Raw genomic sequence first — 18,839 nt, forward strand, 5'->3', positions numbered from 1 at the left:
ACGGCCTGCGTTTCGCCATCCGCGAAGGCGGCCGCACCGTCGGCGCCGGCGTCGTGTCGAAAATCGTCGAGTAATCGCTCTCGAGATATCAAACGAAAAGGGCGTCCCTCGGGACGCCCTTTTTTGTTTGCATTCCTGCTGTGGTCAGCACGCGTTGCGCAGAAAGGAATTAATCGTAGGCCGCGTCGACGATGAATTCCACCTTCAGCTCGGCGCGTGCCAATTTGGCTTCGCCGCAAGCCCGCGCGGGGGCATGGCCCTTTGGAACCCAGGCATTCCAGACCTCGTTCAATCCGGCAAAATCCTTCATGTCCGCTAGCCAGATCGTCACGCGCAACATCTTTTCGCGTGATGAGCCAGCCTGTTTGAGAAGGGCGTCAATTTTTTCGAGGCAAATCCGGACCTGTTCCTGAATTGTCTCGCCCTCGGCGACTTGCCCGGTCAGGTAAGCCACGCCGTTATGTTTCACAATTTTGGAGGACCGTTCGCCGGTGTCGATGCGTTCAATCATGGGGGTATTCTCGTTTTTTGGTGTAGGATACGTTCGTTCATGGTCACAATCCACCAGTATGGCAAACGGAAACCGTTTGAGTGCGTTTCAGAGAAATTTAATACACAGGAAACAAACGTGATCTGAAAGCGCGTGGATCTATCACGCAGTCGTACCGGCTCGATTGCTAGTTTTTGCCACCTTCCGTTCAAACGCGAACGGGCTTTTCCATCCCGGCGCTGAGTGGCCTCGGCGTGGATTGTAGGAGCTGTTGATACCTACAACAAAACAGCCACCGCCAACCCCACAGCCCATCCGTAAAATCTCTGAAAGATTTGCGGCGGGGTTTCTTCCGGCACACAGGCGAATTATTTGGCCGCTTCAATTGGGGCGGTCTTTTTCTTTTCACAATTGTCAGTATTCTTGCGGCAGACATTCAGGTTTTCGGCAGCATGATCAAATTGTTAACTAAATTATCGGGAATTTCCCTAACGGCAGCGATTGCGGTGGCTGGCGTAGGACAAGCCAAGCCTCTCCTTACGAACTCTCAGGAAACCTATGTTTCCGCCTGTTTGGATCAGAGCGACACCCCAGAGCGTATCATCGAAATCTGCCAGCACGGGCTGGGTGATGTCGGCGCGTCTGATCGGCAGCGTATTGAGATGTTGGATAAGCTGGCATGGGCCTACTATGATCTCGATGATATGGATCAGGCCGATGACGCATTTGCCGAAATTCTGGCCTTGAATCCCGATGCCGAGCTTGGGCTGCAGGGGCGGGCGTGGGTACATTACAATCGCGATGATTATGCGGCTGCGACCGCGTTGTTTAGGCAAGCCGTATCGCGCAAGCCCAATGCAAGCAACATGGCTGGTCTGGCCGCCAGCGCGCGCCGGGCCGGAGAGATGGATTTTGCCGATTTCGAAGAGATGATTCAAACCGCTCTGGCCCTGAACCCAGAATACACTTGGGCGATGCGGGAACTGGCCTGGAAATTGGTGGACCATCACCGGCAGGACGAAGCGCTGAGCCTGTTCAGTACCGCCAGCGAACTGGATCCATATGATCCATATGCGGAATACGGAGTCGCCTTTCTGTTGTCCGAGCAGAACGATTGGGAAGCCGCGTTTGACCATGTAAGCCGGGCATTGGAACTGAAGCCGGATTTCGTGACCGCACTATCGCGCCGGTCCCTTATCCTGCTGATGCTGGATCGGCCCAAACAAGCATTGAAAGATGCAGAAGCGGTGATTGACGCCGAACCTGATGACACGGACGGCTATGTGCGAAAGGCGCGGGCGCTGTCAGACTTAGGCCAAAGATCACAGGCGCATGAGGTGTTGGAGCTGGCGGAAAGCCGTGTGGGGCCGGGCAGCTATCTGTTTTATTGGCGGGCCAGCCTGTTGGCGGACGACCTCGAGTATGAAGCCGCTCTTTTCCACATTCGACGCAGTGTCGCGCTTGAGGGTGCCGACCGCTTTGACCACCGTCTGCACGCGGATATTGCGTTAGGGCTGGGGCATTCGGATGAAGCACGTAATGCCATTGATCAGGCGCTTGAACTCTATCCCGATGGAGAGTTTGAGCAGTATACGAATGCGCTGGTGATGCTGGCCGAAGGCAGGTTCGATGCAGCGGAAAGCATGTTCGATTCTGCCACCGCCGCAGGCCTGCACCAGGAGTACCTTGGCGACTTTCTGGCTGCTTTGGTGGCCGAGGGGCGGTTCATGCAAGCGATCAAGATGCGTGCTCGGTACAAAAACCGCCAACCGGATGCGACAAGTGACGCGCAACGTTCGAACTAGCGCGTCACTTCGAATGCAGTGATGTTTACGACGTCGCCGATTCCGCCGCGCTACGCACCGCTTTGATGTTTGCGCCGTAGACGTCCGGGTTATCGACCGAACCGCCCTTGAATACGGCTGAACCTGCGACCAGCACATCCGCACCAGCTGCGGCCACCAGCGGGGCCGTCTTGGGGTCGACGCCACCGTCAATCTCGATATGGATCGGACGGTCTCCGATCATCGACCGCAGTTTGCGAATCTTGTTGGTCATGTCGATGAATTTCTGGCCGCCAAAACCGGGGTTCACTGTCATGACGCAAACCAGATCGGTCAGGTCCAGCAAGTGTTCAACCGCGTCGGCCGGGGTGCCGGGGTTCAACGCAACGCCCGCCTTCATGCCAGCGGCGCGAATCGCCTGCAAAGTACGGTGGGTATGGGCCCCGGCCTCGATATGTGCAGTCAGGATATCGGCGCCTGCATCCGCGTAGGCCTGAATGTAGGGATCAACCGGCGTGATCATCAGATGCACGTCCATGACCGTTTTGACATGGGGGCGGAACGCTTTGACGGCGGGCGGGCCAAAGGTCAGGTTGGGCACAAAATGGCCGTCCATGACGTCGATATGGACCCAATCCGCCCCCTGGGCTTCTATGGCCTGAATCTCGGCACCGAAATTGGCAAAATCTGCGGACAGGATCGACGGGGCGATCTTGATGCTGCGGTCAAAGCTCATGAAAGGCCTCATATAGATAGCGTGTTGGCACAGCGTATAGCGGCGATGTGCGCCAATGGGTAGGCCCTCGGTGCGCAGGGGTGTTTACAAAACTTTCACTGTGCCGACACAAAGCCGTTGAATCCCGCCTGTAGCTGACCGCCAACACGAATTGGGGGTGTCACGTGCTGCGGATAGAAAAACTGACCAAGCGCTTTGGCGACAACGTGGCCGTTGATGCCGCGACGCTGGACGTAGACAAGCCTTGCATGATTGGCATCATCGGGCGGTCCGGCGCGGGCAACCTGCACGTAAAGTTTAACGTTTGGATTTTGAGCCGGTTAGCCCTTTTTCGCCGCAGGTCTGTCTAGGTTACACACAAGACTACCGCCATCGACCAGCATGGCAGACCGAATTTATCTATCCCAGCACGATCTTGGACGACTACCGCCGCTATATAATCTCTTGGAAGTTCCGCACCAACATGCGGGCTGAAGACGTGACCGACACGTTGGGCCTCGCATTGAAGACGTCAGGCTGTGATCAGGTCCATTTTGTCCACAATCGCGCATACTCAGCGACATCAGCTCCTGCTATGCTTGAGGTGACTTGGCTCAATGGCTGCAGGACAAGGACAGGCACAATGCCCTTGCTCCGACTATGTCGTGAGTTGAACGTCGGAAATGAGTTGGGAAAGTCCTTCATACCGGGAAGACACTCAGTACTCCATCTTCGAATCATCGTTGCTTAGAGGTGTAAAGAAAGACACGGCTATACATTGCCAGCGACTCCCGTTAAGAGGCGGTCTTTAACCTTGGAAGATGCGCTGATTGCAATACCGCAAGGCACGTATCCCCCGGCTGATACAAAGAACACCACCGTGAAACAGACCATCGCAGATGCGCTTGCCCGCAAGGGTTACGATACTTTGACACAAGTCCAGCAGGCCGTGACACAGCCCGAGCTGGAAGGGCGCGATATGTTGGTGTCGGCGCAAACCGGATCGGGAAAAACTATCGGGTTCGGGTTGGCGATTGCACCACAGTTGCTGGGCGAAGATGAGACGTTCGGGGCGTCCGGTGCGCCGTTGGCTTTGGTGGTTGCGCCTACGCGGGAACTGGCCATGCAGGTCAAGCGTGAACTGAGCTGGCTATACTCTGATGCCGGCGCGTTTCTGGCCTCGTGTGTCGGTGGCATGGATATGCGTGATGAACGCCGGGCTTTGGCGCGTGGGGCGCATATTGTCGTCGCAACGCCGGGTCGACTGCGCGATCATATCATGCGTGGTTCCATTGATCTGACCGCGATCCGGGCTGTGGTTCTGGACGAAGCCGATGAAATGCTGGACCTTGGATTTCGCGAGGATCTTGAGTTCATCCTGGATGAAACTCCGGCAGAGCGGCAAACGTTGCTGTTCTCAGCCACCGTCCCGCGCGCCATTGCTAGCCTGGCAACGCGCTATCAGCGCGATGCCGAACGGGTGAGCACGGTCAGCGAGAAAACCCAACATGCCGATATCGAATATCGTGCGATGATGGTGGCGCCGCGGGACGGGGATAACGCGATCATCAATGCATTGCGGTATTACGAAGCCCCCAATGCTATCGTTTTCTGTAACACCCGCGCGATGGTGTCACGACTGACCACGCGGCTTTCCAACCGCGGCTTTTCTGTCGTGGCACTGTCTGGTGAGCTGACGCAGAGTGAACGCTCTAACGCGTTGCAGTCGATGCGCGACGGGCGTGCAAGGGTGTGTGTGGCGACAGATGTCGCGGCGCGCGGGATTGATTTGCCGAACCTCGATCTGGTGATCCATGCTGAATTGCCCAACAGTCACGAGACGCTATTGCATCGCTCGGGGCGCACGGGCCGGGCCGGGCGAAAGGGCGTCAGTGCCCTGGTGGTCGAACCGTCATCGCGGAAAAAGGCAGAGCGTATTCTGAAGTTCGCAAAGCTCACGGCGGATTGGGGCGTCGCCCCGTCTTCGGATGAGGTGAACGAACGGGATCAGGCGCGGATGCTCGCCTCGGATGACTGGCAGGTTGAGGTTACCGAAAGCGAACAGGACGCGGTTCAGCACCTGGTTGAAAAATTTACCCCTGAGCAAATAGCAGCAGCGTATCTACGTCAGTATAAATTGCGCCATTCAGCACCGGAAGAGTTGGCCCCGGTTACGGCGGACCGCCCGAAACCCCGGGCCGCCTTTGGTCCGAGCGTTTGGTTTTCTTTGTCTGAAGGTCGCAACCAAAATGCCTCGCCACGCCATTTGCTGCCGATGATTTGCAAGGCCGGTGATCTGACCAAAGATGATATCGGTGCGATCCGGATTGCCGATGATGTGTCTTACGTCGAGATCCGCGAAGCCAGTGTTGCGGGCTTTCTGGCGGCTGTTGGACCGGGTATGAAAATCGAAGGTTCGAAAGACGTTGTGCGCTTGGATGGCGCGCCTGACGTGCCAGCGTTTGAGCGTCCAAGGTCCAACCGCCCACCCAAGGGTAAACCGCGCCCGCGCAAAGGGGACACCACCCCCGTTGTTTGGAACGATGCCCCGACGCCCCGTAACCGCAAACCCAAGCCCGAAGATCGCCAGCCCAGTAAAGCAGCGGAACGCGGTTTCAAACAGACCCGATCAAAAGAACATGGCTCGACACCGAACCGCGACTCGTCACTCAGCGAGCCGGATGTTAAATTCACGGCAACGAGCGCAAAGAAGAAGTCCCACAAAGCACCTGCCGGAAAAAGTAAAGACGCGAGCGTAAAGCCCGGCGGTAAATCTACCAAAGGCCTGCCGCCGCCCAAGGGAAAACCCAGCAGCAAGAAAAATCGCGCTCGCGCTGCGACCGCGAAACCGGGAAAAGGTGGAGACGCCTTGCCGAAACGGCGCAAGACTTAGCGCCGTTCAATGCACGGGGTCGGCCCCGGCTGCGCGCCAGCGGTCATAGTCCCGCTAGTGCTCAGCCCTGATCGTCAACGATTTCGAGTATCCGGTTGCGCTGAATCTTACCCGATGGCCCCTTTGGCAGATCATGCAGGATGTGAACCTCGTCAGGGGATTTGAACCGACCCAGCTTGGTCTCACAAATCTCTAAAAGGGTCAGGGGCGTCAGTTCGGACCCGTCCCGGATTTTGACAGCGGCCTCGACGGTTTCGCCGTAGCTGCGGCAGGGACGTGCAAAGGCTGCGGCTTCGACAACGTCGGGGTGGGAATAAAGCGCCTCGTCGATTTCACGCGGGGCGATGTTCTCGCCGCCCTTGATGATCAGCTCTTTCAGGCGGCCGGTGACATAGACGTACCCATCCTCATCCATACGCGCCAGATCGCCGGTGCGAAGCCATCCATCGGCAGTAAACGTGCCTGCGGTCGCATCCGGATCCTTAAGGTATTCAAGCATCACGTTTGGGCCACGTATGACCAGCTCACCCTCGGTTCCGTGCGGGACGGGCTGTTGGTTCGCATCCCGGATCGCGGCGTCGTTTCCATATGCGACGCCTGGTGAGCCGATCTTGCGCACACCCGGCGGAAGTGGGTTCGACAGGATCTGCGCGGCGGTTTCGGTAAGGCCCATGGTTTCGACGATGGGAACATCGAACCGTTCTTCGAAAGCACGTTGTACGTCCGGTGCCAGCGCGGATGAGGCAGAGCGCCCGAACCGCAACCGCAGACGGGTTTGGCCGTCCGGATTGGTGTCAGATTGCAGCAGATGAGAGATGATGGTCGGGACAACCGAAAACCAAGTTGCTTCAGTTTTTCCAAGATTTTCCCAGAACCGGCTGGCCGAAAACCGTTCGCACATAGCCAGGGACCCGCCCGAAACGAGCGTTCCCATCACAGTCACGCAAAGACCGTTGATGTGATAGATCGGCAGGACGCAGAAACCGCGATCCGTGTCGGTCAGTTCATGTGCGACAGCGGTGGTCCAGCCGCCTGCCAAAAGGCTGGAATGGGTATGAACGACGCCCTTTGGTCTGCCGGTTGTGCCTGAGGTGTACATGAGAAGGGCATGGTCTTCGGGGGTCAGGTCATAAAGCTGGGTATTCGCGGCACCAGCATCGGCGTTCTGCAGAGGCTTGGTCACGGCAGGGTTGGCTGTTCGGCCGAACAACTCGGCTTGATCCGGGTGCACGAAGGCAAAGCGTGCGCCGCTGTGTTCCAGGGCGTAGGCCACGGCACTGTCGCCAGCGACCAGATTGATCATGGTTGCCCGGAAACCGCCATAGAGTACGCCAAACAAGGCGATAAGCGCCTCGCGGCAATTGGGATAGATAAGGGCGACGCTTTCGCCTTTTTGCGCCCCAAGGCTGGTCAACATACCTGCGACGTTTCTGGCCGAGCCGCGCAATTCAGCCCAGCTCAGATCCTGTGCGCCATCGGGAAAAACAAACCCGGTTCCGCCCTGATCGGCTCTCAGGTCCAGCCAATCGCGGACAGTTCCTTTGGGCGGTTCCATCATTGGCCAGCCTCCCTCCAATACGCGCCGAATATATCTTCGAGCGCGGGTTCGCGTGGGGCTATTTCACGCACAATTTTGGTAGTCTGGACGAAGTGCCGCCAATGCAGGTTCGTATCGATAGAGTTTCCGCCCCAGCTGCCGCATCCCATGGACAGGGAAAAGGGCATTCCGTTGTTAAAGCTGCCGCCTGTTGCAAAGGTATGCGCCTGGTTCACGATAACCCGGCAGGTGGGGAGCTCTCGGCCCAACTCAATAGCGCGTGCGTCGTCGCTGGTGTGAATGCCAACCGAATGTCCGGCCCCCTGATGGGCTAGGACACGCGCTGCAGTGGCCTTGGCAGCCGCATAGTCCGACGCCCGGTACAGCGCCAGAACGCGGCTCAACTTCTCTCCAGACAGAGGATGATCGGGACCGATCCCATCGGTCTCTACTGCCAGAAACTTCGTGCCTTCGGGCGCTTTGTCTGCCATCCCCAACGCCTCAAGCATCTTGTCGGCGTCCTGAGCAATCGCGGATCGGTTGAGGTGCCCGTCCGGCCAGAGACGTGCAATGATACCTGCGGCATCGGAAGCGGGGACCAGCGCGCCACCTTCGGCGGCCATTGCTGAGACAAAGTCGTCATAGACTGCATCCACCACCACAACTGCGTTCTCGGACGAGCAGGAGGTTGCGTTGTCAAAACACTTCGACGCCGTGATCTTGGCTGCCGCCGCCGACAGATCGGCGGTTTCATCGACAATCACGATGACATTGCCTGCGCCGACCGCGACGGCGGGTGTGCCGCAGGACTGGGCCCGGTGGACGTTGTTCTGACTGCCGGTGCAGATCACCCGATCCGAGGTTTCCATCAGCCGTTGGGTTTTGGCCTTCGACCCCGGTGCGGGGATCATCTGAACCAGATCCCGATCCAGCCCCAGCTTGTCAAACTCGGCGTGAATGAAGCTTAGCAGCATCTCACAGGATGCCACGCCCTTGGGCGAGGGGGCGACGACGATAGCATTGCCACCTTTGAGAGCATTAATGATGTTGTTGGCCGGTGTTGCGGCCGGATTGGTTGAGGGAACTACCGCGCCTACGACGCCGATCGCACGGGCGATTTCTGTGATACCTGTTTCAGGATCGTCACTGATGACGCCACATGTCTTTGCCTCGGCAATGTCGCGCAAAAGACCCAGTGTCTTGCGGTGGTTCTTGGTGATCTTGTCGGGGACATTGCCCAGCCCGGTGGTTTCTACCGCCAGTTCAGCCAGTGCCTGGTTGCGAGTGGGTTCCATGATCGCCCAACCTGCCGCCAGCGCCGCCTTGTCATAGAGCGCCTGACTGCCAGTTGCCTCATAGGCAGTCTGAGCCTTGCGCGCCTGTGCCACGATCCGGTCCACTTCGGCGATTTCGGGGGCTATGTCGTTTGGAGCGTTCATTTTGGTCCTCGATTGGTTGTCCGGGGCGGGTTCTGCCCGCCCCGATTGGGGTCGGTTAAAGACCCGCCAGCAATTCGTTCAGCGTCTGCTGGCGCTGCGCCCACATCTCGATCACTTCGTCACGTGTCATGATGTGCATGGGCGAGCCACCTGCTTCCATCTTTTTGGTAACGCGGGAATTGGCGAACATCTCGGGTACGGTTGCTGCCAGTCTCTCGATCACCTCAGGAGGTGTTCCCTTGGGCACCATCACACCCCGGAAATTGACCGAGGAGTTGTCCACGTCCAGCCCCTGTTCCACCATCGTCGGAACATCCGGCAGGAACGCGTTGCGCTCAAGATCAGCAACGCCGAGAATCTTCACATTGCCCGCCTCTTGTGCGCGGAACGCATCGGACAGGTTGTTGATGCCGCCCATAACTTCACCAGCGATGACGGCCTTCATGGCTGCTGCTCCGCCACCTTTGGTCGGGATGTAGGCCATCTTGGTCCCGGCTGCCTTATCGATCTGCAACGCCGCGATGTGGTGGCCCACAAAAAGGCCCGCGCCGGATACGGTCAGCTTGCCTGGGTTTTCCTTGGCATAGGCGACAACATCATCCATCGAGTTGAATTCGCTGTCGGCACCAACCACGAACACGGCCGGGTCTGCACCCCAGTTGGCGATGGGTTCAAAGCTGTCGGTCGAATATTCGACGCCACCCTTGATCGACTGGGCGATGAAATGAGGAACGTTGTAGGCACCCAGCGTATAGCCGTCCGGATCGGCCTGAGTTGCGAACCAGTTCCAGCCAACGCGCCCACCGGCACCAGGCTTGTTGATGATGGCGATGGGCATTCCCAGCGCATCCTCGTTTCCAGATGTCATGGTGACGATCCGGGCCTGAAAATCGGTCGCGCCTCCGGCCCCGTAACTGACCATCATCATGATCGGCCGTTCGGGATATTCCTCGGCCATTGCCGCGCCTGTCAGGCCCGTCAGAGCCATTGCTGCCCCTGCAATCAATCGTTTCATTTTGCGTTTCCTCCCTAAGTTGGTTCATCCGCGCATTTGCGTGTTCAGAACAGAATTTCTCTTGGTGTGTAGACGTTCAAAAGCATGGCAAAGAGCCCGTACATCACTGCAACAAAGACCGCTGTGATGATCCCACGTTTGATCCAGGTTTTGGCCTCGTTGTGAGGCGCGGGGTCATAGATCGACAGAAGGGTAAAAAAAGCGATGGTTGTCGCGGTGTAGAACCCCAGCGTCTTCGCCGCCCAAAATACGTAGATCAGCGTGATGATCAGACCCGGCAGCATGTTCACGAACATCGTCCGCGTCACGCCGTTTCCGACCTTGGACAGACCCATGACCGCTTTGCCAAATGTCCATCCGGCCAGAACCACAAAGACCGTTGCTATAAGGCGTGGGAACAGGAATGCCTCGGCGGGTTGCTGCGTGTAACTGACCCATGCGACCCACAGGCCAACTGCAAAGACCAGACCTGACCCGAATACGTGCTGTGAGCGGTTCATGCCTGTGCCTCCTCTTTGGTGGTGTAGCGGCGGCTGCGCAGTTCCATCCAGACCGAATAGGCGATCGAGGCCAGTACCACGGCGATCAGGAACAGGTTCAATCCACCGGTCATGAAGTATGAGGCTTTACCAACGGTGGCGTCAGCGATCATTCCACCCTGGATGAAGTTGGCCTCGGCGATTGGCCCGAGGATCAGGCCCAGTACCAGCGGTGCAGCCGAGAAACCGAAGCGTTCCAAAAAGAACATCCCGATTCCGAGGCATGCCATGACATAGACATCACCCATGGAGCCCTGAACCGAGTATGCACCGAAGACCGACAAGGCCAGAACGATGGCGGCCATGACCGATTGCGGAACCTGTGCAACACGGGCCGCAAGACCGGCGACATAGAGGCCGAAGATGCACATCAGAACCTGCCCAATCAGCATCGAGTTGATGAAGGTCCAAGCGACATCGGGGTGATTGTCAAACAGGTCCGAGCCCGGGAAAATCCCGTGGATCAGCAACCCGCCCAACAGCACGGCGGCGGTCGGGCTGCCGGGGATGGACAGCGTCAGCAGCGGGACGAGCGAGGGACCGACCATCGCGTTGTTTGCAGATTCCGCCGCGATCACACCCTCGGGATGGCCGGTGCCGAACTTTTCTTTTTCCGACGAGAACTTTTTGGTCTGGTCATAGGCGACAAGGCCCGCGATCTGCCCACCGACACCTGGGATCAGGCCGATGATCGAGCCCGTTAGCGTGCCGATGCTCAGCGCGCGGGTGCGGCTGAACAATTCTTTGAACGCCGCCATGATTGAATGGCGCTGCACTTCGATCACTTCGGCACCTGTGTTGTGGCGGCCCTTGGCGAACATGGTCAGCACCTGCGGGATCGCAAACAGGCCAATCAACGCGGCGATGATGTTGATGCCGCCCCCCAACGCGGGGTGAAAGATAAAGCGCTGCGCACCCATGATGTCGTCGAACCCGATCGTGGCCAGCCACAACCCGATACAGCCCGACAGCAAACCTTTGACCACTGAGGCCGAGTCCAGCGTGCCAATGACCGTCACTCCAAGAATGGCCAGCCAAAACAGGTGCGATGGTCCAAAGGCAAGCGCCCATTGCGCCAAAACAGGTGTCAGGAAGATCAGCAGCAGAACGCCAAAGATGCCGCCCACGGCCGATGCCAGAAAAGACAGCTGCAAGGCGCGGGCACCTTCACCTTTTTTGGCCATCGTGTGGCCATCCAGAGTGGTGGCGATATTCGCCGGAGCGCCAGGGATCTTCAGCAAGATGGCACTGACCGCTCCGCCAGCCACGGTCGAGGTATAGGCCGCCCCCAGCAGGATCAGACCTTGCGCGGCCTCAAGTTGAAAGGTGAACGGGATTAACAGGGCCACCGCCATTGTTGGCGACAGGCCGGGTGTCGCGCCCAGGATCAGCCCTCCGATCGTGCCGCCCAATAGCAGCATGAACGACATCGGCGTGAACACATCTCCGAAGTAGTAAATGAATTCCATCCAGGGCCTCCCAACCCGTCCGTTCGCATTTTTACCTTTGTTGACAAATTAGGTTAGGGCATGAAAATAGTATTGCAAATGTTTTCATAAATTTGACCGAATGGGGTAAAATTATGGCTAATTTTCAAAAGGGTAAGGTAGATATTGTGGCCGTTGCAAAGGCTGCAAAGGTGTCGCCGTCTACGGTTTCACGTACCTTCAATCACCCCGATCTGGTCAACCCAGCGACTCGCAAAAAGATCAACAAAGCGGTGCAGCGATTGGGGTATATCCGAAACCGCGCGGCCCAAACGATGCATGGAAAACGGTCGGGAACAATTGGCCTTGTCGTGCCCACAATCAACCACGCCATTTTTTCCGAGGTTATTCAGGCCTTTTCGGATTCGATCGATAAGGCAGGGTTCAGCCTGTTGCTGGCGTCGCACGGGTATGATCTGGATCGGGAATACGCGATGGTTCGCAAGTTTCTTGAACATCGTGTGGACGGTGTGGCGCTGGTCGGGTTAGAACATTCCGAAGCCACCAACCGCTTGATCACGCAGCAGAAGATACCCGCGCTGGCAATCTGGAATTACTCAGAAGAATCACCCCTTCCTTGTGTGGGGGCGGACAACCATCTGGCCGGACGATTGGCGGCCGAACACCTGCTAGATCTGGGGCACCGTGACATCGGGTTGATCTTTCCCGAAACTCAGGGAAACGACCGCGCGCAGCACCGCCTTTCCGCCGTGCATGACGCGTTGGGCGAACAGGGGGTTTCCGTACCTGACGAGCATGAAACCCAAGCGCCATACAGTGTTTCTCAGGCCAAGCAGGCGGCCCTGGCCCTTTTGACGACGCCGAAACGTCCGACGGCATTGCTGTGCGGCAATGACGTCATTGCGCAGGGGGCGCTGTTTGCTGCCCAAAAACTTGGATTAAGCGTTCCCGATGATCTGTCGATAATTGGTATCGGAGATTTCAAAGGCTCAGCTGACGTCGAGCCGGGCCTTACAACCATCCGCATTCCCGCAGAAACCATAGGGGCGCTGGCCGGTGAGAAATTTACCGACTTTATTACGTCGGATGACCCCAAGCACTTCAGCATCCGCTGTGATTTGGAATGTGTCGCCAGACAAACGACCCGTTCGTTGGCGACCTGACAGACCTGGGCAGAATAGCTAGGCTATGATTGCCTCAATCTTATCCAGCGTGGCCGCATTGACGGCAACACCGTCGGTCTGTGCCTGCCTGCGCTTGCCACCGCGCCCATCGCCGGGCAGATGCGCTCCGTTCTGTGCGCGGATTGCGCCGACCAACTCGCTGATCCCCGAAGCAAACGCATCGCCAGAGGTGGCGGTCGGGTCTATCGCAATGAAGAACTGCCCGGTCTTGGGCGGCCCACCGGCGGTGCCGGAAAAGGGCGAGGCGTTAATGCCAAGGGTCGCGCCGGTCAGGGCTGCGGCCATAATCTCTGTCAGTAGGGCAACACCGACGCCTTTGTAGCCGCCTGACGGTGCCATCGACCCCTTAAGGCCGACGTTGGGGTCTGTGGTCGGGTTGCCATCTGCGTCCAGAGCCCAGCCAACCGGGATCGGTTTGCCTTCGCGCGCGTGTTTCATGACCTCGCTTTTAGCAATCGTGCTGGCGCTTTGGTCGATCAGCAGGGCGGGCTGGCCGTCCGCGCCGGGCGCGGCGATCGAGAAGGGGTTGGTTCCGACGACGGGTTTCGCACCGCCCGAAGGCGCGATCGAAGCCGGAGCATTGGTGAACCCCAACCCAACCAAACCGGCCTGCGCCAACCGGTATGTGTGGTAGCCAAGGACACCGCAGTTATAGCTGTTGCGGATCGACAGTGCCGCGATTCCTTGTTCACGTGCAGCTGGGATAAGGACCTCAAAACCCATATCAATTGCGGAATGGGCAAAGCCGGTTGCTGCGTCCACATTCACTGCGCCGGGGCGCGGGCGCGACAGTTCCGGTTGGGCCGTTCCGTCCACTTTCCCACATTGCACGTGCTCGCAATATATCGGGATGTAGGCCAGCCCGTGGCTGGCAACCCCATCCGCCTCGGTTGCAGCCGTCGCAACGGCCAATGGCCGGGCGTTGGCTTCAGCGGTTCCTGCGGCAACAAGCGCACGGAAGGCGAGATCTTCGATCTGCTCAAGGGTCAGTGTACGGGTTTCAATCATTGGGGCCTCTTCAATCGTTGTCGGATAAGCCCGCTCCGGCCCCGCGCAGGCGGGATTCCTCGGTGGCGGGGGCGTATGTGCGGTGGGCGAACCGGTTTAGTACCGCCCAATCGGTCAGATCGGGTTCAGCCCGTGTTCGATGCGGGACGGGGGCGGTAAGTTGGCCGCCAAGGTGCACAGATACCTGATGTGCCCGGTCCGGGATCGGGGCGTCCAGGGACAAGTCAAAACCGTCGGTTTCCGCTAGTGCGTGGTCATAATCTACGCTCACGCAGGTCGCTAGAAAGCGTGCGGCATTGGCCGCAAATGGAAGCAGCAGTGCGGGTACGGCTACGTTTCTTATTGCTATCGGGGATGAATTCAGGCGGTGGGCACAATCAGACAATAATGCGCCGGTCACCAATGGGCACAGCTGGTTTTCGCTCTGCCATTCGCCGCTCAGATCGGACGGGGTGTGTGTCTTTGGTGTACTCGCCAAATCAAGTTGCAGCAGCTGAGCCAAAGCACCGGTACCGTTTTGCCCGTGCGCGCACAGCCAGCGCGTTGCTTTCGCGGCTTCCTCAGCAAGTCCCCAGCTATATCCAGCTCCTCGGGTCGCACGCTTTGCGGTGGCTTCGACCTCATTCAGCGAGACGTTCATTGGGAAAGCTCCGGATAAACCCACAGATCTGCGGTTTTGGCATTCAGGTCTTCGGGGTAGGGCGCGCCAGCGTACATGCAGATACGCACCCAGCGGTCCGAGCGTGGGTCAAAATGCGTAGCACCAAAAAAGGATAACTTGGCCCGGAGCATATCGATGGGCATGACCCCAGCGCTGATCGTGTTGTCGCGAAGCTCGCCATATGGCGCGACAAGGCCGATCTGCGCACGCCGGATCGTGTGACGGTGTTCAGGATGGCGCAGTAGGAACTCGGCTATCGACCTGTCATCCTGCCAATTCTCAAGGTCCGCGAAAGCCAGCGCGGCGTCTCTGGCCGGGGCAAGGGGCTGTTCGTATTCGGCAATTGGTTCCTCGAACCGTTCACCCAAGCGTGGTTCCAGTTTTTCTTCAGACACGTACCAGGCGCGCGCGCAGTTTGCCTCTGCCGACCATTCCAAATCCAACGCCCAACCAAAGCGGTCCTGAATCGCGGTGCGGACCTGATCGACGGTCATGCCCCCGTTGATAACCTGTGCCTGCGCATTCCCGTCAGCCATACAGCCGGTCAGGCCATCCACCAGATCGCCATAGGGTTCCAGAACAAGTGAGGCGAGCAGTTCCTGCCCTTCTTCGCCAAGTGCGGTTTCGGACCATCGGATCAGTCTGTCCCACGGGTGGTCCTGCGTTAGGTTATTCTGGTCCAGATAACTGGTAATGGCCGCAAGATCGGCATTCAGTGACGCAAGCTTTTCAATCTGGACCGGGTGCTCTGATCGCCACCACGATATCGACAGCTTGCTACGGTCATAGATTTCCCGAAAGTGCCGGGCTGCATCCTCGGACGCCGCTTGCAAGGATCGCACCCGCGCCAGGGCCTCTTCGCGCGCCATGATCCAGTTGTTGAACAACACCGGGTGGTTGACGATGAACGGAGCCATGCCCAGACCGGTCGAGTTGCCGATGCCCAGCCACTGCGCAATCTCGGGATCCAGCTCTGCTGTTTGCGCGCCACCTTTGGTGCGGGCCATGTGTTGCACCAGATCGCGGACAAAGGTTCGTGTCAGGTAGACCGACAGCATCTCCGCCTGAAAAGGCGCGTTCAGTTCTGGACGGCCTGCCGTTTTTTCACGGTCCGCGGCGCCGAATTTTCCAGATCCGTAGACCGCAGTTGTCCGCATCAGGTAGCCGACCTTGTGGATCTGCTCCAAGTCGGGCTGCTGTCCGGCAGCCAACGTGTCGACCACATGCGCCCACAGCCGGACGGACCGGTTCGCACGGGACAGCGAAAGCTCGCTTTCGCTGACGCGCCCTGCCTCTTGCAGCGGAACGTTTTGAGACAGGCGCTGAATGTCTTGGTCGGTCGGGATGCCGTCAAACAGAGCGAAAGTGGCGTCCCACGCCTCAGCGATCACCCGATCGGAACGTTGTTCGGGTGGCAGGTCATGGGCAAACGCAACCAGCGAATACGCGCGCTCCGGACCCTGCGCAGTATATACCGCGTGGCCGACGCCGTTTTCGTCGATCTCAAAAACAGGGCGCGTAAAGGCCCAGTTCTCACGCGCCATACGCCGGGTCAGTTGCCGCATGAAGCTGAGTCTGCACTGATGCAGCGAGCCCAGCCGCGACAGGCGCATAACCTGCGCAGGATCGCGTCGCGGGATATCAGTACTGACGTGGTTCATGCAGTTCGTGGTCCAAAGTTCTCATCGAAAAAGCGGTACCAGTTGCCGCCCATGATGCCCGAGACTTCTTCGGCGTTCATGCCAACGTTGCGCAGCCCGGTTTCGATATTGCCGAAGTCGCGATTGTCCTCAAACCAGCTCGGCATTGGCGGAAAGCCGGGATTGCTGGCTGAACCTTCGCCATAGTCAATTTCTTTGGTCCAGCGACCAACGCGCATCCATTCGACGATGCTGTCGGGCTGATCCTGACACAGGTCGGTGCCGATCCCCAGATTTTGTGCGCCGTATTTGTCGGCCGTACGGGCGATCATCTCGCAAAAACTCTCCAGAGTGCAGTCGGACTTGTCTTTCAGGTGATGAGGGTAGACCGAAAAGCCCAACATCCCACCGTTTTCCGTCACTGCCCGGATCACCGCGTCACGCTTGTTGCGCAGGGCCGGGGACCACTCGTACGGATTGGCGTGGGTGATGGCGATGGGACGTTCGGACATCTCGGTGGCTTCGATGGTCGAGCGATCCGCCGAATGGCTCATGTCGACGACAAGGCCCACGCGGTTCATCTCTTTGATGACCTGTTTGCCCATGCGGGTGATGCCGGTGTCTTCGGCCTCGTAACAGCCGGTCGCCAGCAGCGACTGGTTGTTATAGGTCAGCTGCATGAAACGCGCGCCCAGATCGTGCAGGATTTCCACCAGCCCGATATCATCTTCGATGGGCGATGGGTTCTGGAAGCCAAAGAACACAGCGGTCCGCCCGGTTTCGCGGGCGATGTCGATATCGCTGGCCCAGCGGCCTTTCATGATCAGGTCTGGGTATTGCTCGAACCAGCGGTTCCACTTTTCAAAGTTCAGAACCGTTTCGCGGAAGTTCTCGTGATACGAGATGGTGACGTGGATTGCGTCCACGCCCCCTTCACGTAGCTGCCGAAAAATCTTCTCCGACCAGTTGGCGTATTGCAGCCCGTCGATGCGCATCAGACCGGTGTTCCCGCGCTGATGTAGGCTGTTTTAACAGTGGTATAGAATTCAGCAGCTGCCTTACCCTGTTCACGTGGACCGTACGAGCTGTCGCCGCGCCCGCCGAACGGAACGTGATAGTCAGTGCCTGCGGTCGGCAGGTTGACTGTGACAACACCGGTGCGCGCGTTGCGGCGGAAGTGCGTTGCGCGCGCAAGGCTTTGCGTCACGATGCCCGAAGTCAGTCCAAAGTTGGTTGCGTTCACCACGCTCAGCGCTTCGTCATAGCTGCCGACCTTGATGACGCTGGTCAACGGCGCGAACATCTCTTCGCGGTTGATCCGCATATCGTTGTTGGTATTCAGGAAAACGCCGGGGGACATGTAGAAACCGTCATGCGGCATCTCAAGCCGCTGACCGCCACAGGCCAGTTCTGCGCCCTCAGATTTGCCCAGATCGACATAGGCGAGGTTTTCGCCCAGCTGCTGTTCGCTGACGACTGGCCCCATCTGAACGCCGTCTGCCAGCGCGTGGCCGACTTTCATGGCCTGCGCACCCGCGACAAGTTTTTCGACAAATGCATCGTGCACACCGGCATGAACGACCAGACGCGAGGACGCGGTACATTTCTGACCTGTTCCGCCAAAGGCTCCGCCCAGTGCCAGCGTCACCGCCAGATCCAGATCGGCGTCATCCATCACGGCCAGCGCGTTTTTCGATCCCATCTCCATCTGAACTTTGGTCAGGTTCTGGATCGCAGCGGCGGCGATGCCTTTGCCAACTGGAACGGAGCCGGTGAAGGAAATCGCGTTGACCTTGGGGCTTTCAACCAAACGCTGACCGATCGAACGGCCCGACCCCATGACAAGGCTGAACAGACCCTTGGGGATGTCCTGCCGTTCGATGATCTCGGTCAGGGCCACGGCAGAGGCCGGCGTGATGTTCGCGGGCTTCCAGACAACTGCGTTGCCATAGCACAGCGCCGGAGCAATCTTCCACGACGCGGTCGCGGTCGGGAAGTTCCACGGGCTGATGATGGCAACCACGCCCACGGCCTCGCGGCGTACGTCAATTTCAACACCGGGGCGGACGCTGTCGGCGTTCTCACCGATCTGCCGCAGGCATTCGGCTGCGTAATAGGTAAAGAACTGGCCGGCGCGGTAAACCTCGCCCTTGCCTTCGGCCAGCGGCTTGCCTTCTTCGCGGGCCAGCAGGGTGCCCAGCTCTTCGGCGCGCGACATCAGCTCGTTGCCGATGTTCATCAGAACCGCTTGCTTGCGCTCGGGACCGTAGGCTTCCCATTCTGCCTGTGCAACACGCGCCTGATCCAATGTGGCCTCAAGCTGATCGGCGCTGGCCTGAGCAAACATGCCAACCAGATCGCTCAGATCCGAAGGGTTGCGGTTTTCAATTTCGGTCTCGCCCGCCAGCCATTCGCCAGCAATCAGGTTCAGTTTTGTCACGATGCGCCCCAGAGTCATGAAAATTGGTCTGGCACAGAATGGCTTT

The 18,839-nt window shown here is 58.5% G+C and carries 16 protein-coding genes and 1 pseudogene; 5 read left to right on the forward strand and 12 right to left on the reverse strand.

Annotated features, from left to right (window positions below; all coding sequences use genetic code 11):
• Window positions 1–74, forward strand: a 74-nt coding sequence (locus AC2FLA_RS11010; RefSeq protein WP_296514147.1) for an EF-Tu C-terminal domain-related protein, incomplete at its 5' end; no start/stop codon positions are given.
• Window positions 75–169: 95 nt separating this feature from the next.
• On the opposite strand, the gene AC2FLA_RS11015 is transcribed toward AC2FLA_RS11010, so the two are convergent.
• Complete coding sequence (locus AC2FLA_RS11015) at window positions 170–511, reverse strand: RidA family protein (protein WP_058273105.1); 342 nt, start codon at window positions 509–511, stop codon at window positions 170–172.
• A 431-nt stretch (window positions 512–942) separates the two neighbouring features.
• Here AC2FLA_RS11015 and AC2FLA_RS11020 point away from each other — a divergent pair, with 431 nt between their 5' ends.
• On the forward strand, window positions 943–2,295 hold the full coding sequence (locus AC2FLA_RS11020; RefSeq protein ID WP_496722172.1) for a tetratricopeptide repeat protein: 1,353 nt from the start codon (window positions 943–945) through the stop codon (window positions 2,293–2,295).
• 25 nt (window positions 2,296–2,320) lie between these two features.
• On the opposite strand, the gene rpe is transcribed toward AC2FLA_RS11020, so the two are convergent.
• Entirely contained in the window at window positions 2,321–3,010 is a 690-nt protein-coding gene (rpe, locus tag AC2FLA_RS11025) for a ribulose-phosphate 3-epimerase (protein ID WP_282120770.1), read from the reverse strand.
• A gap of 164 nt (window positions 3,011–3,174) precedes the next feature.
• On the opposite strand from rpe, the pseudogene AC2FLA_RS11030 reads away from it, so the two are divergent.
• Window positions 3,175–3,291, forward strand: a pseudogene (locus AC2FLA_RS11030) (phosphonate ABC transporter ATP-binding protein); the annotation flags it as partial.
• Window positions 3,292–3,869: 578 nt separating this feature from the next.
• Window positions 3,870–5,882 (forward strand): DEAD/DEAH box helicase, encoded by a 2,013-nt coding sequence (locus AC2FLA_RS11035; RefSeq protein ID WP_496722174.1) that lies wholly within the window; start codon window positions 3,870–3,872, stop codon window positions 5,880–5,882.
• A gap of 61 nt (window positions 5,883–5,943) precedes the next feature.
• On the opposite strand, the gene AC2FLA_RS11040 is transcribed toward AC2FLA_RS11035, so the two are convergent.
• The 5 genes from AC2FLA_RS11040 to AC2FLA_RS11060 are packed head-to-tail and all read right to left on the reverse strand — an operon-like array spanning window position 5,944 to window position 11,881.
• Entirely contained in the window at window positions 5,944–7,440 is a 1,497-nt protein-coding gene (locus tag AC2FLA_RS11040) for a class I adenylate-forming enzyme family protein (RefSeq protein WP_496722176.1), read from the reverse strand.
• The gene (gene sauS / locus AC2FLA_RS11045; RefSeq protein ID WP_496722178.1) at window positions 7,437–8,858 is read right to left on the reverse strand and encodes an acylating sulfoacetaldehyde dehydrogenase; all 1,422 of its coding nucleotides are present in this window, start codon (window positions 8,856–8,858) and stop codon (window positions 7,437–7,439) included. The genes AC2FLA_RS11040 and sauS overlap by 4 nt, the downstream gene beginning before the upstream one ends.
• A gap of 55 nt (window positions 8,859–8,913) precedes the next feature.
• On the reverse strand, window positions 8,914–9,873 hold the full coding sequence (locus tag AC2FLA_RS11050; protein ID WP_496722180.1) for a Bug family tripartite tricarboxylate transporter substrate binding protein: 960 nt from the start codon (window positions 9,871–9,873) through the stop codon (window positions 8,914–8,916).
• Window positions 9,874–9,917: 44 nt separating this feature from the next.
• Complete coding sequence (locus tag AC2FLA_RS11055; RefSeq protein ID WP_282118880.1) at window positions 9,918–10,373, reverse strand: tripartite tricarboxylate transporter TctB family protein; 456 nt, start codon at window positions 10,371–10,373, stop codon at window positions 9,918–9,920.
• Window positions 10,370–11,881 carry a tripartite tricarboxylate transporter permease gene (locus AC2FLA_RS11060; RefSeq protein ID WP_496722182.1) on the reverse strand — a complete coding sequence of 504 codons (1,512 nt, stop codon included), beginning with the start codon at window positions 11,879–11,881 and terminating at the stop codon, window positions 10,370–10,372. Before AC2FLA_RS11060 ends, AC2FLA_RS11055 begins: the two co-directional genes overlap by 4 nt.
• A gap of 113 nt (window positions 11,882–11,994) precedes the next feature.
• Here AC2FLA_RS11060 and AC2FLA_RS11065 point away from each other — a divergent pair, with 113 nt between their 5' ends.
• Window positions 11,995–13,023 (forward strand): LacI family DNA-binding transcriptional regulator, encoded by a 1,029-nt coding sequence (locus tag AC2FLA_RS11065; protein ID WP_496722184.1) that lies wholly within the window; start codon window positions 11,995–11,997, stop codon window positions 13,021–13,023.
• Window positions 13,024–13,041: 18 nt separating this feature from the next.
• Here the strand turns inward: AC2FLA_RS11065 and AC2FLA_RS11070 are convergent, their stop codons facing one another.
• Genes AC2FLA_RS11070 through AC2FLA_RS11090 form a run of 5 tightly spaced genes read right to left on the reverse strand, consistent with a single transcriptional unit; the run spans window position 13,042 to window position 18,811 of the window.
• Window positions 13,042–14,052 (reverse strand): Ldh family oxidoreductase, encoded by a 1,011-nt coding sequence (locus AC2FLA_RS11070; protein ID WP_472723036.1) that lies wholly within the window; start codon window positions 14,050–14,052, stop codon window positions 13,042–13,044.
• A gap of 10 nt (window positions 14,053–14,062) precedes the next feature.
• Window positions 14,063–14,692, reverse strand: coding sequence for a DUF3726 domain-containing protein (locus tag AC2FLA_RS11075; RefSeq protein WP_496722186.1), 630 nt, complete (start codon window positions 14,690–14,692; stop codon window positions 14,063–14,065).
• Complete coding sequence (locus AC2FLA_RS11080) at window positions 14,689–16,374, reverse strand: hypothetical protein (protein WP_496722188.1); 1,686 nt, start codon at window positions 16,372–16,374, stop codon at window positions 14,689–14,691. Before AC2FLA_RS11080 ends, AC2FLA_RS11075 begins: the two co-directional genes overlap by 4 nt.
• Window positions 16,371–17,348 carry a membrane dipeptidase gene (locus tag AC2FLA_RS11085; RefSeq protein ID WP_496722190.1) on the reverse strand — a complete coding sequence of 326 codons (978 nt, stop codon included), beginning with the start codon at window positions 17,346–17,348 and terminating at the stop codon, window positions 16,371–16,373. Before AC2FLA_RS11085 ends, AC2FLA_RS11080 begins: the two co-directional genes overlap by 4 nt.
• Window positions 17,348–18,811 (reverse strand): aldehyde dehydrogenase family protein, encoded by a 1,464-nt coding sequence (locus AC2FLA_RS11090; protein ID WP_496722191.1) that lies wholly within the window; start codon window positions 18,809–18,811, stop codon window positions 17,348–17,350. Before AC2FLA_RS11090 ends, AC2FLA_RS11085 begins: the two co-directional genes overlap by 1 nt.
• Window positions 18,812–18,839: the final 28 nt, after the last annotated feature.

It is taken from the genome of Ruegeria sp. CDSA033 (genome assembly GCF_059612305.1).

Excerpts from the sequence above, each read along its gene's own strand:
- AC2FLA_RS11015 (WP_058273105.1), bottom strand. The coding sequence starts at position 511 with ATGATTGAACGCATCGACACCGGCGAACGGTCCTCCAAAATTGTGAAA.
- AC2FLA_RS11020 (WP_496722172.1), top strand. The coding sequence starts at position 943 with ATGATCAAATTGTTAACTAAATTATCGGGAATTTCCCTAACGGCAGCG.
- rpe (WP_282120770.1), bottom strand. The coding sequence starts at position 3,010 with ATGAGCTTTGACCGCAGCATCAAGATCGCCCCGTCGATCCTGTCCGCA.
- AC2FLA_RS11040 (WP_496722176.1), bottom strand. The coding sequence starts at position 7,440 with ATGATGGAACCGCCCAAAGGAACTGTCCGCGATTGGCTGGACCTGAGA.
- sauS (WP_496722178.1), bottom strand. The coding sequence starts at position 8,858 with ATGAACGCTCCAAACGACATAGCCCCCGAAATCGCCGAAGTGGACCGG.
- AC2FLA_RS11050 (WP_496722180.1), bottom strand. The coding sequence starts at position 9,873 with ATGAAACGATTGATTGCAGGGGCAGCAATGGCTCTGACGGGCCTGACA.
- AC2FLA_RS11055 (WP_282118880.1), bottom strand. The coding sequence starts at position 10,373 with ATGAACCGCTCACAGCACGTATTCGGGTCAGGTCTGGTCTTTGCAGTT.
- AC2FLA_RS11060 (WP_496722182.1), bottom strand. The coding sequence starts at position 11,881 with ATGGAATTCATTTACTACTTCGGAGATGTGTTCACGCCGATGTCGTTC.
- AC2FLA_RS11065 (WP_496722184.1), top strand. The coding sequence starts at position 11,995 with ATGGCTAATTTTCAAAAGGGTAAGGTAGATATTGTGGCCGTTGCAAAG.
- AC2FLA_RS11070 (WP_472723036.1), bottom strand. The coding sequence starts at position 14,052 with ATGATTGAAACCCGTACACTGACCCTTGAGCAGATCGAAGATCTCGCC.
- AC2FLA_RS11075 (WP_496722186.1), bottom strand. The coding sequence starts at position 14,692 with ATGAACGTCTCGCTGAATGAGGTCGAAGCCACCGCAAAGCGTGCGACC.
- AC2FLA_RS11080 (WP_496722188.1), bottom strand. The coding sequence starts at position 16,374 with ATGAACCACGTCAGTACTGATATCCCGCGACGCGATCCTGCGCAGGTT.
- AC2FLA_RS11085 (WP_496722190.1), bottom strand. The coding sequence starts at position 17,348 with ATGCGCATCGACGGGCTGCAATACGCCAACTGGTCGGAGAAGATTTTT.
- AC2FLA_RS11090 (WP_496722191.1), bottom strand. The coding sequence starts at position 18,811 with ATGACTCTGGGGCGCATCGTGACAAAACTGAACCTGATTGCTGGCGAA.